Origin of the sequence: Acidisoma sp. L85 (assembly GCF_009765865.1) — a bacterium.
Taxonomy (GTDB): domain Bacteria; phylum Pseudomonadota; class Alphaproteobacteria; order Acetobacterales; family Acetobacteraceae; genus Acidisoma.
Genome location: NZ_LMUQ01000026.1, coordinates 1 through 14252, shown reverse-complemented (window position 1 = coordinate 14252; position 14252 = coordinate 1). Strand labels below are relative to the sequence as shown.

Sequence of the window (14252 nt, the reverse complement as noted above, 5' to 3'; positions counted from 1 at the left end):
TTAAGGTGTTGAGGGCGCTGCGGGAGTCGTGGGAACGGACGGCGCGGCCGGCGCGGCTTTCGCCGCCTTGGAGGCGGGCGCCGCGGGAATAGCCGGAGTCGCGGCCGTTGAGATCGGCGGCGGCGCGCTGAAGATCGAGTTCGCGCCGCCGGAATTGCCGCGGCTCATCAGCGCCAGCACCAGCGATAGCGCGAGAAAGACGGTGGCGAGCGCCGCCGTGGTGCGGGTGAGCAGATTCGCCGTGCCGCGCCCGGTCATGAAGCTGCCCATGCCTTGAGCGCCGCCGATGCCCAATCCGCCGCCCTCACTGCGCTGGATGAGCACGGAGCCGATCAGCGCCAGGGTGACGAGGACATGCACGACCAGCAGGACGGTAAACATAGGAGGCCTTTCGGGGTAGACGGGCGCCTTCTAGAGCATCGGCGCCCGCTTGCAAAACCCGGGCTTCATTATCGTCTTTGGTTTGCCCCTGGTGCCGGCTGGCCACCTGGCTGCGCCGGCCAGAGCCGGTGCCTGATCCAATTCATAGCGGCGGCGCCCATAGCCAAACCAAGGAAGGTATCGCCAACGTTCAAACCGAAATCCGGTAGATACGAGTAGCCCGTATTTTGCTGATTCCCACTTCCGCCCGTTTGCCTAGGCACTAAGCCGGTCTGCCCGGCCACATTCGCGGGAAGTCGCGAGCTGGGGGGCGGGTTCGCCGAAATTCCAAACCTCTCGGCGTTCTGTAGTCCAGCATTGATGACCCCGCGGTTCGGGTCGAAGCGATTTACTTGAGGCAAGTGTCGTCTCCTTCTTCGAAGAAGTTCGACATTGCGAGACAAAAGGTTAACTTAGCGTAGCTTGCCCGGGCGATGCGACAGAGCGGAGTAGTGCCGCATCGCCCAGTACAGTTCCAGTGCCGACGAAGAATTCGCGCCTAGTCGTCGCGGTGCACACGCTCCATGCGCTCATGGCGCTCTTGTGCCTCGATCGAGAGCGTAGCGATCGGCCGCGCCTCCAACCGTCGGAGGCCGATCGGCTCGCCGGTATCCTCGCAATAGCCGTAGGATCCGTTTTCGATCCGCTGCAGCGCCTGGTCGATCTTGGCGATGAGCTTGCGCGCGCGGTCCCGCGTGCGGAGTTCCAGGGCGCGGTCTGTCTCCACACTCGCGCGGTCGGTTATATCGGCCTCGTGGATTCCTCCTTCGGACAGGCTAGCCAGGGTGCCATTTGCCTCTTTGAGGAGGTCGGAACGCCAGCGCAGCAGCTTGCGGCGGAAATACTCGGTATGGAGGGGGTTCATGAACTCCTCCTCCTCGAGCGGCTGGTAGTCTTGTGGCAGCGTCACCATCATGCGGGCTTGATCTCCGCTATCGCACGGCAACCGTTTACGGAATGTATCCGGCCGAGCGAGGCGGCTTATAGCTGCGCCCTCCGGCGCCGCCAAGCAGATTGGCGTAAGTTCAACGTTCTGCAATCTCCCGCCCCCGCGTCATCTCAGAGACCGGGCGGAAGGCGGCGTCCGATCTAGCTCCTGTCGCCTAGAAAACTCTCCAATTTGTCGCGGTCCGGCATGGCGTCCATGCCGCCGGCGGCGGTGGTGGTGATGGCGCCGAAAGCACAGGCCTCGATGCCGATCTTCTCCAGCGAGACCCGCGAGAGATCGAAGCCTGAGTCGAGCAGCCCGGCCAGGAAGGCGGCCATGAAGGCATCACCGGCCCCGGTGGTATCGACGACGCGGACCGGCATGCCCTGCACCGTCACTCGCTCATCAGGCGTCACGATGGTCGCACCCCGCGCGCCGGCCGTGATGGCGGCGACCTGAAGGCCGGGGTGCCACAGGGACCTCAGAGCCTCATGCGGGTCGCTGATCCCGGTGATGGTCGCAAGTTCGTCCTCGCCGATCTTGAGGATATTGGCGGTTCCCACCACTTCCCGCGCCGCCGCGACCATCGCCGCGCGATCGGCCCAGAGGAGCGGGCGAAGATTGGGGTCGGCCGAGATCAGAATCCCCGCCTTGTGCGCGACGGAGATCGCGTGCCGCTGCGCGTCGGCGGAGATCGGGCTGGCCAGCACCAGGCTGTTCACATGGAGAATTCCGGCGGCTCGGATGAGATCCTCCCGCACCTCCTCGACCGAGAAGTTCACGTCGGCGCAGTTCTCCCGATAGAACAGGAAGTCCCGGTCACCGCCGGCATCCAGAGTCACCACTGCCAAGCCGGTGCGATGGACCGGCGAGACGGCGATGCCAGCGATGGAGACGCCCGCCGCCTCGACGGTCGAGGTCAGCAAGCGGCCGAAGGCGTCGGCACCGACCTTGCTCAGCATCGCGACCGAGCGGCCGAGCTTGGCGAGACCGACGGCGGCATTGCCCGGCGCGCCACCGGGCTTCGCGACAAAGCTCAGCCCCTGGCCTTCGTCGGGCAGCGGCACGAGGTCGATCAGCAATTCTCCCAACGAGACAACGTCATGGGCCATGTGCGGTCCCCTCCCATCCACCGCCGCTTAAGTTGCGCCGGTGGGACAGGTAACATGAGCGACCTCGTGCCAGACGCCAAGCCGCCCGACCCTGCGCCATGGCCGCGCGGATCAAACTCTCCGGCGGCTGAGGAGCCCACAGGCGACCAGCGCCAGAAGCGCAGCGCGGCGCGGTCCGGGCTTGGCGCGCAGACCTCGGCGCAAGCTGGAAACGCCTGCCCGGCGGCGGCCCCGCCGCAGCAGTTCCCATCCAACGGTCCAGCTCACCTCCGCCGCCGCGACGCGAACGAGACGCTCGAGCCTGGCCGGGCCTAGCCGGATCGCGAGCTGGCGGTTGGTGGCGATCGCCGCCAAAGCCGGACGATAGGCGGCGGGATCAGCCGCGAAGCGTCGCATGGCGCTGCCGTCGCGGCGACGCACGAAGAGGACGGGCGGACCGCTGACCGCGACGAAACGTCCGCGCAGCGCCAGTCTCGTCCAGAATTCCCAGTCCTCGCCAAAGCTCAGCTCCCGGCGGAAGTGGCCTGCCTTCATCCAGGCCGAGCTGCGGATGAGCACATGGCCGCCATTCACGAATATATTGCCGCGTATGAGCCTGGGCAGCAGATCGGCCGGAGCGGCCGGCGCATGCCGCTCCACTTTCCCCGGCCGCCGAGGTGTCGCGCCTTCCGCGACAAAGGCATAGGGCGCGTGGGCGGCGACAGCGGACGGATCCGCCATCAGGGCAGCAGCGAGCCGCGCCAGAGCGTTTGGCGCGAGCCAGTCATCCGCATCCAGAAACAGCAGCGCATCGGGCGCCCCCGCCCCCGCTGAAGCCGCGTTGCGGGCCGCGGAGACACCCTGGGCCGCCTGTCTTAGCTGAAGGATACGGGGATCGTTGTAGCGCGCTGTGACCTCTCCGGTGCGATCGGTCGAGCCGTCATCGACAACGACAAGCGTCCAGTTGCGATGAGTTTGAGCCATGACCGACTCGATCGCATAAGCCACATAGGCGGCGACGTTCCGCGCAGCGATGAGGACGGCGATGTGCACTGCCATATCGATACGATATAGCAACGTAACGTCACAGCAAAGGTTTCCGGAGGGTCGCCTAGCTGCCGGGGATCATGGAGCAGCCTGGGCGGACCACACGTTCCGCCCAGTGCGAATGTCAGGCGCTGACGGCTTGAGGGGCGGCCTCGGGCTCGACCAGACCCTTCTCGGCGAAAAGGGTCGCCAGCTCGCCGGCCTGGAACATCTCGGTAATAATGTCGCAGCCCCCGATGAATTCGCCCTGGACGTAGAGCTGCGGCACGGTCGGCCAGTTCGAGAACTGCTTGATGCCGTCGCGCAGAGCAGGGTCTTCGAGCACATTCGCGGTCTTGAACGGCACGTTCATGTGGCTGAGGATCTGCACTACGCGGGCGGAGAATCCGCATTGCGGAAACATCGCGGTGCCCTTCATGAACAGCATGACGGGGTTCTCGGCGATATCCTTTTGGATCCGCTCCGTAACGAGGCTCTGGGACATTGTCTGATCTTCCTTATTCGGGCGCCGAGGTCTGCAAGGCCAAGGCATGCAATTCGCCGCCCATGCGTCCTTGCAAGGCGGCGTAAATCAGCTGGTGCTGCTTCAGGCGGGATAAGCCACGAAACTGCTCACTGACCACTGTAGCAGCGTAGTGGTCACCATCCCCCGCCAAATCCTCGACGGTCACCCGCGCGTCGGGAATAGCCGCCAGAATGAGGCTCTCGATCGCGCCGGCCGACATCGCCATCGTGTTTTCCTCGGTTCACGCCATCCATTCGGCAAAGAAGCGCCCATGCGCCTCCCGTAGTGTAGCCAAGGATATCGAAACGCCGCCAGGCAAAGTCAAATCCCGGCCGCCGGATCGGCCGATGAGCCGGGCGGAAATACCGGCCGTATGCGCCGCCGAGAGTAGCGGTGTGCCATCGGCGAGCGCCACCACATACCGGGCCTGATCCTCGCCGAACCAAAAGCCATGCGCCGTGACGGCGTCCGGCTGGTCGAGCAGCGCCACGCCCGTATCGCCCGCCAGCGCCATCTCGGCGACCGCGATCAGCAGGCCGCCATCCGAGACGTCGTGGCAGGCAGCCACATCGCCCGCCGCGATCTGGTGGCGCACGAAGTCACCATGCCGACGTTCCCGCACCAGATCGACAGGCGGCGGCGCGCCTTCCTCCCGCCCGGCGATCTCGCGCAGCCAAAGAGATTGGCCGAGCCAGCCGCCATCCTCGCCGACCACGACCAGGTCGAGCCCCGGCGTCAGCGCGATGCCCCGCGCCCGGGCCGCATCCTCGATCACGCCCAGGCCGCCGATGGCCGGTGTCGGCAAAATGCCGCGGCCCTCAGTTTCGTTGTAAAGGCTTACGTTTCCGGAAACGACGGGGAAGTCGAGCGCGGTGCAGGCCGCCGCCATGCCCTGGATGGCCGCCGCGAACTGGCCCATGATCTCGGGCTTCTCGGGATTGCCGAAGTTCATGTTGTCGGTCACGGCCAGCGGGCGAGCACCCGTCGCGGTGATGTTGCGCCAGGCCTCAGCCACCGCCTGAGCGCCGCCGGTGCGGGGATCCGCCTGGCAATAGCGCGGCGTACAGTCGGTGGTGAGCGCCAGCGCGCGGCGGGAACCCTCGATCCGGACGATGGCGGCATCGGCGGCGCCCGGCCGCTTCACCGTCTGGCCGCCCACCGCCGCGTCATACTGGTTCCAGATCCAGGCGCGCGAGCACAGGTCCGGGCAGGCGATGAGCGTCAGCAGCGCGTCCTTCAATGAGACAGGGCTTTCGATCGCCGCGTGATCGAGTACTGCTGGTGCCACTGGCAGGATGAAGGGCCGCCGGTACAGCGGCGCCTCATCGGCCAGCGGCTGTAGCGGGATATCGGCCTCGATCTGGCCCTTATGGGAGACCACGATGTGGCCGGTATCCGTGATACGGCCGATCACCGCGAAGTCGAGATCCCATTTCTCGAAAATCGCCCGCGCCACGCCTTCCCGCGCCGGGTCCAGCACCATGAGCATGCGTTCCTGGCTCTCGGACAGCATCATCTCATAGGCCGTCATGGCGGTCTCGCGCTGCGGCACCGCATCGAGGTCGAGCGAAATGCCGACGCCACCCTTGCCTGCCATCTCGACCGCCGAACTGGTGAGGCCGGCAGCGCCCATGTCCTGGATGGCGATGATCGCATCGGTCGCCATGAGTTCGAGGCAAGCCTCGATGAGCAGCTTCTCGGTGAAAGGATCGCCGACCTGCACGGTCGGGCGCTTCTCCTCCGAATCGGCGGCGAATTCGGCCGAGGCCATGGTCGCGCCGTGGATGCCGTCCCGCCCGGTCTTGGAGCCGACATAGACCACGGGGTTGCCCTGGCCTGCGGCGGCCGAGAGGAAGATGCGGTCGCGCGGGGCGATGCCAACGGTCATCGCATTGACCAGCGGATTGCCGTCATAGGCGGCGTGGAAATTCACCTCGCCGCCCACGGTGGGCACGCCGACGCAATTGCCGTAGCCGCCGATACCGCGCACGACGCCATCGACCACGCGCTTGGTGCGGGGATTCTCGGGGCGCCCAAAACGCAACGCGTTGAGATTGGCGATCGGCCGCGCGCCCATCGTGAAGACATCGCGCAGGATGCCGCCGACGCCGGTGGCGGCGCCCTGGTAGGGTTCGATGAAGCTCGGGTGGTTGTGGCTCTCCATCTTGAAGATGGCGGTGAGGTTGTCACCGATATCGACCACGCCCGCGTTCTCTCCAGGGCCGTGGACGACCCAGGCGGCCTTGGTCGGCAATTCCTTCAGCCAGACGCGGGACGATTTGTAGGAGCAATGCTCCGACCACATCACACTGAAGATGCCGAGTTCCGTCAGACTGGGCGTGCGGCCCATGATGGTAAGGACGCGAGCATATTCCTCGGCGTTCAGGCCGAAGGAGCGGGCGAGGTCAGCATCGATTGGGCGGCTGCTCATGCGGCCAGCGCCTCCGCGAGACCGGCGAACATCGGCTTACCGTCCTCGCCGCCGATCAGCGCTTCCACCGCATCCTCGGGATGCGGCATGAGGCCGAGCACGCGGCGGTTCTCGGAACAAATGCCGGCGATGGCGCGGGCGCTGCCGTTCGGGTTGGCGTCCGGCGCTACCGTGCCGTCCCGGCGGCTGTAGCGGAAGACCACCCGCCCCTCGCCTTCCAGCCGGTCGAGAGTCTCCTCGTCGGCGGCGTAGTTGCCGTCGCCGTGGGCGAGGATGACGCGGATCGATTGGCCCTGGACGTAGCCGCGGCTGTAGATGGTGTCGGTGCTCTCGACGCGGATGTGGTGGTCCTGCGCGAGGAAGCGGAGGCCGGCGTTGCGCAGTAGCGCGCCTGGCAGCAGCCCGGCCTCGGTCAGGATCTGGAAGCCGTTGCAGACGCCGAGAACATGGCCGCCGGCCGACGCGAAATCGCGCACCGCGCGCATGACCGGAGACTGCGCGGCCATCGCGCCGCAGCGCAGATAGTCGCCATGGCTGAAGCCGCCGGGCAGGACCACGAGGTCGAGCGGCGGAAGTGTCGTGTCCTTGTGCCAGATGATCACCGGCTCTCGCCCGCCATTGGCGGCGGCTAGTGCGATGGCGATGTCACGCTCGCGATTGGTGCCGGGGAAAAGGACGATGCCGGCGCGGAAGGCCATGGTCAGGCGATCTCCACCTTGAAGCTTTCGATGACAGTGTTCGCGAGCAGTTTCCGCGACATTTCCTCGGCTGCCGCTTGGGCCTTCGCGGCGTCGGTTTCGGCTAGTTCGATCTCGATGACCTTGCCGGCGCGGACCTCGCCGATTCCGGAAAACCCCAGAGTTCCAAGCGCATGGCCGATGGCCTTGCCTTGCGGGTCGAGGACGCCGGTCTTCAGCATGACGGTAACGATGGCTTTCATTTGGCTCTCCGGCGAAGCGTAGAATCTCTACAACCCGTCATGCTCGGGGAAGGCCGAGCATCCACGTCTGGCTTGCTTTGCGAATGCAAGGCGTGGATGGCACGCATTCGCGTGCCATGACGAGGAAGTGGGGTGCCTTCGCGTGCCAAGACGGGAGGGTCGCATGCCATGACGGGGCGAGCCCCTCACTGCATCATCTCCGGCCCCTTCATGTCGCGCATGCCGGCCTCGGGCAGGATGCCGAGGCGGCGGGCAACTTCCTGATAGGCTTCCTCGACCTTGCCGAGGTCGCGGCGGAACCGGTCCTTGTCCATCTTCTCGTTGGTCTTGCTGTCCCAGAGACGGCAGTTATCCGGACTGATCTCGTCGGCAAGGACGATGCGCATATCCTCGTTTTCCCAGAGCCGGCCGAATTCCAGCTTGAAGTCTACAAGGGTGATGCCGACGCCGAGGAACAGGCCAGTCAGGAAGTCGTTCACGCGCAGCGTCAGCGAGACGATGTCGTCCATATCCGGTGGGGCGGCCCAGCCGAAGGCGGTGATATGCTCCTCAGCGACCATCGGATCGTTGAGCGCGTCGTTCTTGTAGTAGAATTCGATGATGCTGCGCGGCAAGCGGGTGCCCTCCGGAATGCCAAGCCGGGTCGATAGGCTGCCCGCCGCGACATTGCGCACGACGACTTCGAGGGGGATTATCTCAACCTCGCGAATGAGTTGCTCGCGCATGTTGAGACGGCGAATGAAGTGCGTGGGAACGCCGATCTCGCCCAGGCGCGTCATCAGAAACTCGCTAATGCGGTTATTCAGCACGCCCTTGCCGGTGATGACGCCCTTCTTCTGGGCGTTGAAGGCGGTGGCGTCATCCTTAAAGTATTGTACGAGCGTGCCGGGCTCCGGTCCTTCGAACAGGATCTTCGCTTTGCCCTCATAGAGCTGTCGGCGACGGGCCATTGGCGGGATCCTCAGGGCTTGCCGGCACACGGGGAGGCGCCGCCGGATCATGGGTATCTCGCGCGCTATAGCAGTGGGCCAGGACAGCGACCAGAGAGGCACGACATGACAGCCTCGCACGAGCGAGGCTCTCATAAACATATAAGCAAGTTATTATGTTAGTAAGCTAGACATGGGTTAGTGGCCCGCTAACAAATTGCACCTATCCTGGCAGCGCAGCATCAACGTGATGTAACGCACTGCTTCACGAGGAGACACTGTGGGAAATCATTTTGCGTGCGGCGGGCGAGCATCGGAAGCCGGAGGGACTCACAGCTCTCTCAGTGAACGCTACTGGGAGCATTCTGCCGTCGACGACGCGGTATGGCGAGCCGCCCAAAACGCGGCGAAAGCGTCGGAAGTCGTGCGCGGAGCCAATCGGTCGGACTCGCCTTATCCACATAACAGAAGCTTCACGCGGGCGCCGAACTAGCCTGTCACCGCCCACATATCCTCTCGCCGTCCCGTCACTCCAAGCCTCTGCGCGGCCGTATAACGCGATCCTTATATAACGCCCGGCGCCGCCGCAGCGATCGCCAGGAAATCTGCGGCGACCAGGCTGGCGCCGCCGACCAGGGCGCCGCCGACTTCCGGTAGTTTCAGGATCTCGGCGGCGTTGCCCGGCTTGACCGAACCGCCATACAGAATCCGAACCGCGGCGCCCTGCTCATGCGCGCCGAGCAGGTGGTCGCGGATGACGCGATGCATGCAGACGATATCGTCGAGGGTCGGGACGCGGCCGGTGCCGATCGCCCAGATCGGCTCATAGGCGATGACGCCCGCGAAATCCTCGCAGAGGCTGCCAGCGAGCTGGCGCTCCACTACAGCCTCAGCCTGGCCGGCGGCCCGCTCGGCACCCGATTCGCCCACGCAGATGATGGCAACAAGCCCGGCCGCGACGGCCGCGCGCGCCTTGGCGGCAACCAACTCGTCGGTTTCACCCTGGTCGGCCCGGCGCTCGGAATGGCCGAGGATCACGAAGCTCGCCCCTACATCGCGCAGCATGGCGGCGGAAATTTCGCCTGTGTGGGCGCCCTGCGTCTCGGCATGGCAATCCTGGCCGCCGATCGCGATGCCGGAATGCTCCAGAATGGCCGCGACCGCCGCGATCTGCGTCGCTGGCGGGCAAACCAGCATCTCGGGAGCCAGAGCGCCGACACCCTTTCGTAGTGCCTGCGCAAGCTCCGCCGACTCCGCGGTTAGCCCATGCATTTTCCAGTTGCCGGCGATCAAGGGGCGCATCGTCATTCTCTCCGTGCAGGCCCCGGCAGATAGGACGGCCGGAGGGAACTGGCAAACACTGGCTCGCATGCCTATGGTGCGCGCCCCTCATCACAGCCAGGTTCGTGACCACCTATGCTCGCCCTCCTCCGCCGCTCCCTCAATACCTGGCCCGCCCGGATCCTCTTCATCGTCCTCGTCGCGTCCTTCGCGGTCTGGGGGGTGGGCGACGTGGTGCGCAACCTCGGCAATGACGGTTCGGCGGCGCGGGTCGGCAGCACGCGGATAAGCCCGCAAGCCGCCGATCAGGCGTTTCGCCAGCAGATACAGCAGACCGCCCAGCAACTGGGCGGCCCCGACCAGATCACGCCGCCGATGCGCATGATGATCGCCGAGCAGGCGACGGCGCGGCTGGTTGCCCAGGCGGCGATCGACCAGATGGCCCAGCGCCTCGGCCTCGCCGCGCCCGACGCCGCTCTGAGGACGGAAGTCTACGGCATGGACGTGTTCCAGGACGCGCAGCACCAGTTCAACCGCGCGCGGTTTGACCAGGTGTTGCAGCAGAACGGCATGACCGAGGGCGAGTTCCTCGACCTTATGCGCGCGCAGCTCATGCGCAACCAATTACTCAACACCGTCCGCGCTTCGGCAACGGCGCCGGCGACGATGGTGCGCACCGCCTATGCGATCCAGAACGAGGCGCGGATCGTGCGCTTCGTCACCCTGCCCTTCTCCGCCGCTCCGCCGCCCCCGACGCCGACACCGGCGGAATTGCAGCGTTGGTATCGCAACCACCCGCAGGATTTCAGCGCGCCGGAATATCGCCACATCGCGGTGGCGGTGCTGTCGCCGGACGCGGTCGCGCGCGGCATCACGGTGTCCGACGCCGATATCCGGCCGCTCTACCAGCAGGCGAGCGCTGCCCAGACCAAGGTCGAGACCCGCAGCATCAACGCGGTGGTGGCCTCCGACGAGGCGACGGCGAAACGCCTCGCCGCCACCTGGTCGGCCGGCGCCGACTGGGACGCGATGCAGAAGGCCGCGAGCGCTGCTGGCGCCAATGCGATCCAACTGCCCGACACCACCGCCGCCCAGGTACCAAGCCCCGAGATCGCCGACGCGGCCTTCGAGGCGGCGGCGAATGTGGTGAGCGCGCCGATCCATACCGGCAGCGGCTGGGCGGTGATCGAGGTCACCGGCATCAAGCCTGGCGGCGCACCAGGCTTCGAATCGATGGCGCCCGCCTTGCGCCAGCAGGTGGCGCGCGAGCGCGCCGTCGCGCTGGTCGAGCAGCGGGTAAATGCGTTCCAGGACGCGCTGGCAGGCGGTACGCCGCTGGACAAGCTTCCGGGCGATCTCGGACTCGTCGGATTGCAGGGGTCGGTTGATACCAACGGCATCTCGCCCGAGGGCCAGCCTGTGCCGATCCCCGGCGCCGCTGCCTTGCGCGCGGCGGTGGTGGCGCAGGCATTCAAGCAGGGCGTGAACCAGAAGGCGGCGCTCATCAACGGCCCCGATCACAGCTATTTCGCCCTGGTCGTGGACGGCATCACCCCCGCCGCGCAGCGCGACTTCTTGGCGGTGCAGCCGCAGGTCCTCGCCGCTTGGACGCATGCCGCGATCCGCCGCGAGCAGGAAACCGTCGCGGCCGGTCTGCTCGGCGCCATGCAATCGGGCCGGACCCTGCAAGGCGCGGCTTCGCCGTTGAATCTCACCGTGCAGACGAGCGGGCCGATCACCCATAACGGCGCGCTACCGCCGGGTATTCCGCAAAACCTCGTCACGCCGCTCTTCGGGCTGACGGTGGGCGAAAGCTCAATGGTTGAGACGCCCGATGGCTTCGTGGTCGCGGTGCTCGACAGCATCCAGAGGCCCGATCCGAGCAAGGACCCGGTGGGTTACGACCAGTTGAAGACGCAGCTATCCGGCACCGTCTCCAGCGATATGCAGGCGATTTTCGCGGGCGCGGTGACGGCACGGGCCAATCCGCACGTCAATCAAGCCGTCATCCAGCAGATCGCCCAGCCGTGACCGAGCCCTCGAACGCGACGGGCGCACGAGGCGCCGCGCACAACACCCCTAAACCAAGGACCCCGCTCGCATGACCGCCGAGACCATGGCCGCCGCCTTCCGTGCCGCGTATCAGGCAGGACGGGGCGCGCTGGTGTGGCGGGACAGCCCGGCGGATCTCGAAACGCCCGTCGGTGCTTTTCTCAAGCTGGCCCATGGCCGGCCCTATTCCTTCCTGCTTGAAAGCATTGAGGGCGGCGCCTCGCGTGGCCGCTATTCCATCATCGGCATGGCGCCCGATCTGGTGTGGCGCTGCCGCGACGGGCGGGCCGAGCTGAACGCCAATGCGCTCGGCACGCCCGAGACCTATGCCGTGGATGACGCCGCACCGCTCGATAGCCTGCGGGCGCTGGTGGCGCGCACAAGGCTCGACCTGCCGCCCGGATTGCCGCCGATGGCGGGCGGGCTGGTCGGCTACCTCGCCTACGACATGGTGCGGCTGATGGAGCGGCTGCCGGAGAAGAATGCCGATGCGCTCGGCGTGCCCGACGCGATCCTGACGCGCCCGACCCTCTTTGCCATATTCGACAATGTGCGGGACGTGCTGACCCTCGCCGCGCCGATCTATCCCCGGCCCGGCATCGATGCCGAGGCCGCTTTGAGGCTGGCCGAGGGGCGGCTCGATGAGGCGGAGACGGCGCTGCAACAGCCGTTGCCACCCTCGGCGCCGGCGAAACCCATCGATCCGCTGCCCGAGCCGCGCTCGAATATGAGCAAAGACGAGTTCATGGGCATCGTCGAGCGAATGAAGGAATACATCGTCGCCGGCGATATCTTCCAGGCGGTGCCGAGCCAGCGCTACTCGGTGCCCTTTCCGCTGCCCTCTCTCGCCCTTTACCGGGCGTTGCGCCGCATCAACCCGGCGCCGTTCCTGTTCCATCTCGACTTTCCGGGCTTCGCGGTGGTCGGCAGCAGCCCCGAGATCCTGGTGCGCTACCGAGACGGCGACGTGACCATCCGGCCCCTCGCCGGCACCCGGCCGCGCAACGCATCGCCTGAAGAGGATGCGCGGCTGGAGGCCGAGTTGCTCGCCGATCCGAAGGAGCGCGCGGAGCATCTCATGCTTCTCGACCTGGGGCGGAACGATGTCGGGCGGGTCGCCGAGCCAGGCTCGGTCGAGGTGACGCAGAGCTTCGTGATCGAGCGGTTCAGCCATGTCATGCACATCTCCTCCAACGTGCGCGGCAAGCTCAAGGCGGGGCTGACGGCGCTGGACGCCCTGGTCGCCGGTTTTCCGGCTGGCACACTAACGGGTGCGCCGAAGGTGCGGGCGATGGAGATCATCGAGGAGCTGGAGCCCACGCGGCGCGGCATCTATGGCGGCTGCATCGGCTATTTCGCGGCCGACGGCACGATGGATACCTGCATCGGCCTGCGGACCGCCGTGGTGAAGGATGGCGTCATGCATGTGCAGGCCGGGGGCGGCGTGGTGGCGGATAGCGTGCCCGAACTCGAATACGAGGAAAGCCGGCACAAGGCGCGCGCCCTGTTCCGCGCGGCCGAGGAAGCGGTGCGCTTCGCGGTCAAGGCCCGCGGCACAGGTTAACGCCGCCGCGGCCCGTTTCCTGCATAGCGAAAAAGGGAGACACCTTCTAAAGTCCGCGCCGGCTCCCGATATGCCCACTAACGCTCTCAGGAGACCGCAAGATGCAGATCCGGCTTGGCTACGAAATCGCCTTCCAGGTTCCGCAGCCGACGCCGATGGTGCTCATGCTGAATGTCCGGCCCGAACGGGCCATGGATCTCCATGCGCCGGACATCATCAAATGCGAACCCGAGCTGCCGGTTTTCCAATATTACGACAGCTTCGGGAACCTTTGCAGCCGGGTCTTTGTGCCGCCGGGTGAAATACGTTTCAGCACCGATACGGTGATCAACGATCCTGGCGTGTTGGATGATTACGAGCCTGACGCCGTGCAGAACGCGGTCGAAGACCTGCCGCCGGAAACACTCCAATTCCTGCTCGGCAGCCGCTATTGCGAGACCGAGAAGCTCTCCGACCTTGCCTGGCGGGAGTTCGGCCATATTCCGCCCGGCTGGGGACGCGTCGCGGCGATTGTCGAATACGCGAACAACCGTATCACCTTTAACTATAACGACGCGCGCAACACGCGGACCGCCTATGAGGGCTGGCAGGAGCAGAAGGGCGTCTGCCGCGATTTCGCGCATCTGGCACTTACGCTGTGCCGCTGCATGAATATTCCGGCGCGTTACTGCACCGGCTATCTCGGCGATATCGGCGTGCCCAAGGATACCGCGCCGATGGATTTCAGCGGCTGGTTCGAGGCTTATCTCGGCAACCGCTGGTATACCTTCGATGCACGGCACAACCGGCGCCGCATCGGCCGCGTGCTGATCGGCATCGGGCGTGATGCGGCCGACGTCGCGATCTCCACGATCTTCGGGCCGAGTTTGTTGACGACGTTCCTCGTCACGACGGATGAGGTTCCAGGCTAGGAGTTCCGCGTGGGGCGGAATTCGTTCCGGCCCTTCCGCCGTCTAGTGTGTGATGACCCTAGTGTCCTGATTCCGAAGTTTCTATCCACATCTCTGCTGGACGTCGACGGTTCTTTGGCAGAAGCGCTGGATTGACGCCAAGATGTCGTCTGC

General features: G+C 65.9%; 14 protein-coding genes. 3 read left to right on the top strand and 11 right to left on the bottom strand.

Going from position 1 to position 14252, the window contains the following annotated elements; translation table 11 throughout:
- From secG to tpiA, 11 genes are all read right to left on the bottom strand, one after another.
- Positions 1 to 381, bottom strand: coding sequence for a preprotein translocase subunit SecG (secG, locus tag GSQ83_RS05965; RefSeq protein WP_158801978.1), 381 nt, complete (start codon positions 379 to 381; stop codon positions 1 to 3).
- A gap of 538 nt (positions 382 to 919) precedes the next feature.
- The gene (dksA, locus tag GSQ83_RS05960; protein ID WP_158802382.1) at positions 920 to 1333 is read right to left on the bottom strand and encodes an RNA polymerase-binding protein DksA; all 414 of its coding nucleotides are present in this window, start codon (positions 1331 to 1333) and stop codon (positions 920 to 922) included.
- A gap of 176 nt (positions 1334 to 1509) precedes the next feature.
- Positions 1510 to 2460 carry a carbohydrate kinase gene (locus tag GSQ83_RS05955; protein WP_158801977.1) on the bottom strand — a complete coding sequence of 317 codons (951 nt, stop codon included), beginning with the start codon at positions 2458 to 2460 and terminating at the stop codon, positions 1510 to 1512.
- Positions 2461 to 2571: 111 nt separating this feature from the next.
- Entirely contained in the window at positions 2572 to 3492 is a 921-nt protein-coding gene (locus tag GSQ83_RS05950; protein ID WP_158801976.1) for a glycosyltransferase family A protein, read from the bottom strand.
- Positions 3493 to 3610: 118 nt separating this feature from the next.
- Entirely contained in the window at positions 3611 to 3970 is a 360-nt protein-coding gene (grxD, locus tag GSQ83_RS05945) for a Grx4 family monothiol glutaredoxin (RefSeq protein ID WP_158801975.1), read from the bottom strand.
- A 13-nt stretch (positions 3971 to 3983) separates the two neighbouring features.
- Positions 3984 to 4217 carry a BolA family protein gene (locus GSQ83_RS05940; protein ID WP_158801974.1) on the bottom strand — a complete coding sequence of 78 codons (234 nt, stop codon included), beginning with the start codon at positions 4215 to 4217 and terminating at the stop codon, positions 3984 to 3986.
- A gap of 15 nt (positions 4218 to 4232) precedes the next feature.
- Positions 4233 to 6422 carry a phosphoribosylformylglycinamidine synthase subunit PurL gene (purL, locus tag GSQ83_RS05935; RefSeq protein ID WP_158801973.1) on the bottom strand — a complete coding sequence of 730 codons (2190 nt, stop codon included), beginning with the start codon at positions 6420 to 6422 and terminating at the stop codon, positions 4233 to 4235.
- On the bottom strand, positions 6419 to 7120 hold the full coding sequence (gene purQ, locus GSQ83_RS05930) for a phosphoribosylformylglycinamidine synthase subunit PurQ (RefSeq protein WP_158801972.1): 702 nt from the start codon (positions 7118 to 7120) through the stop codon (positions 6419 to 6421). The genes purL and purQ overlap by 4 nt, the downstream gene beginning before the upstream one ends.
- 2 nt (positions 7121 to 7122) lie before the next feature.
- A complete protein-coding gene (gene purS / locus GSQ83_RS05925; protein ID WP_158801971.1) occupies positions 7123 to 7362 on the bottom strand; it encodes a phosphoribosylformylglycinamidine synthase subunit PurS in 240 nt (79 codons plus the stop codon).
- Positions 7363 to 7547: 185 nt separating this feature from the next.
- Positions 7548 to 8312, bottom strand: a complete 765-nt coding sequence (purC, locus tag GSQ83_RS05920; RefSeq protein WP_158801970.1) for a phosphoribosylaminoimidazolesuccinocarboxamide synthase — start codon at positions 8310 to 8312, stop codon at positions 7548 to 7550.
- Positions 8313 to 8855: 543 nt separating this feature from the next.
- Complete coding sequence (gene tpiA, locus GSQ83_RS05915; protein ID WP_216849974.1) at positions 8856 to 9593, bottom strand: triose-phosphate isomerase; 738 nt, start codon at positions 9591 to 9593, stop codon at positions 8856 to 8858.
- A gap of 114 nt (positions 9594 to 9707) precedes the next feature.
- Between tpiA and GSQ83_RS05910 the strand changes: the two genes are divergently transcribed.
- From GSQ83_RS05910 to GSQ83_RS05900, 3 genes are all read left to right on the top strand, one after another.
- Positions 9708 to 11603 (top strand): peptidylprolyl isomerase, encoded by a 1896-nt coding sequence (locus GSQ83_RS05910; protein ID WP_158801968.1) that lies wholly within the window; start codon positions 9708 to 9710, stop codon positions 11601 to 11603.
- Between the two features lie 70 nt (positions 11604 to 11673).
- Positions 11674 to 13188, top strand: a complete 1515-nt coding sequence (trpE, locus tag GSQ83_RS05905; protein ID WP_158801967.1) for an anthranilate synthase component I — start codon at positions 11674 to 11676, stop codon at positions 13186 to 13188.
- A 101-nt stretch (positions 13189 to 13289) separates the two neighbouring features.
- The gene (locus GSQ83_RS05900) at positions 13290 to 14099 is read left to right on the top strand and encodes a transglutaminase family protein (RefSeq protein ID WP_158801966.1); all 810 of its coding nucleotides are present in this window, start codon (positions 13290 to 13292) and stop codon (positions 14097 to 14099) included.
- Positions 14100 to 14252: the final 153 nt, after the last annotated feature.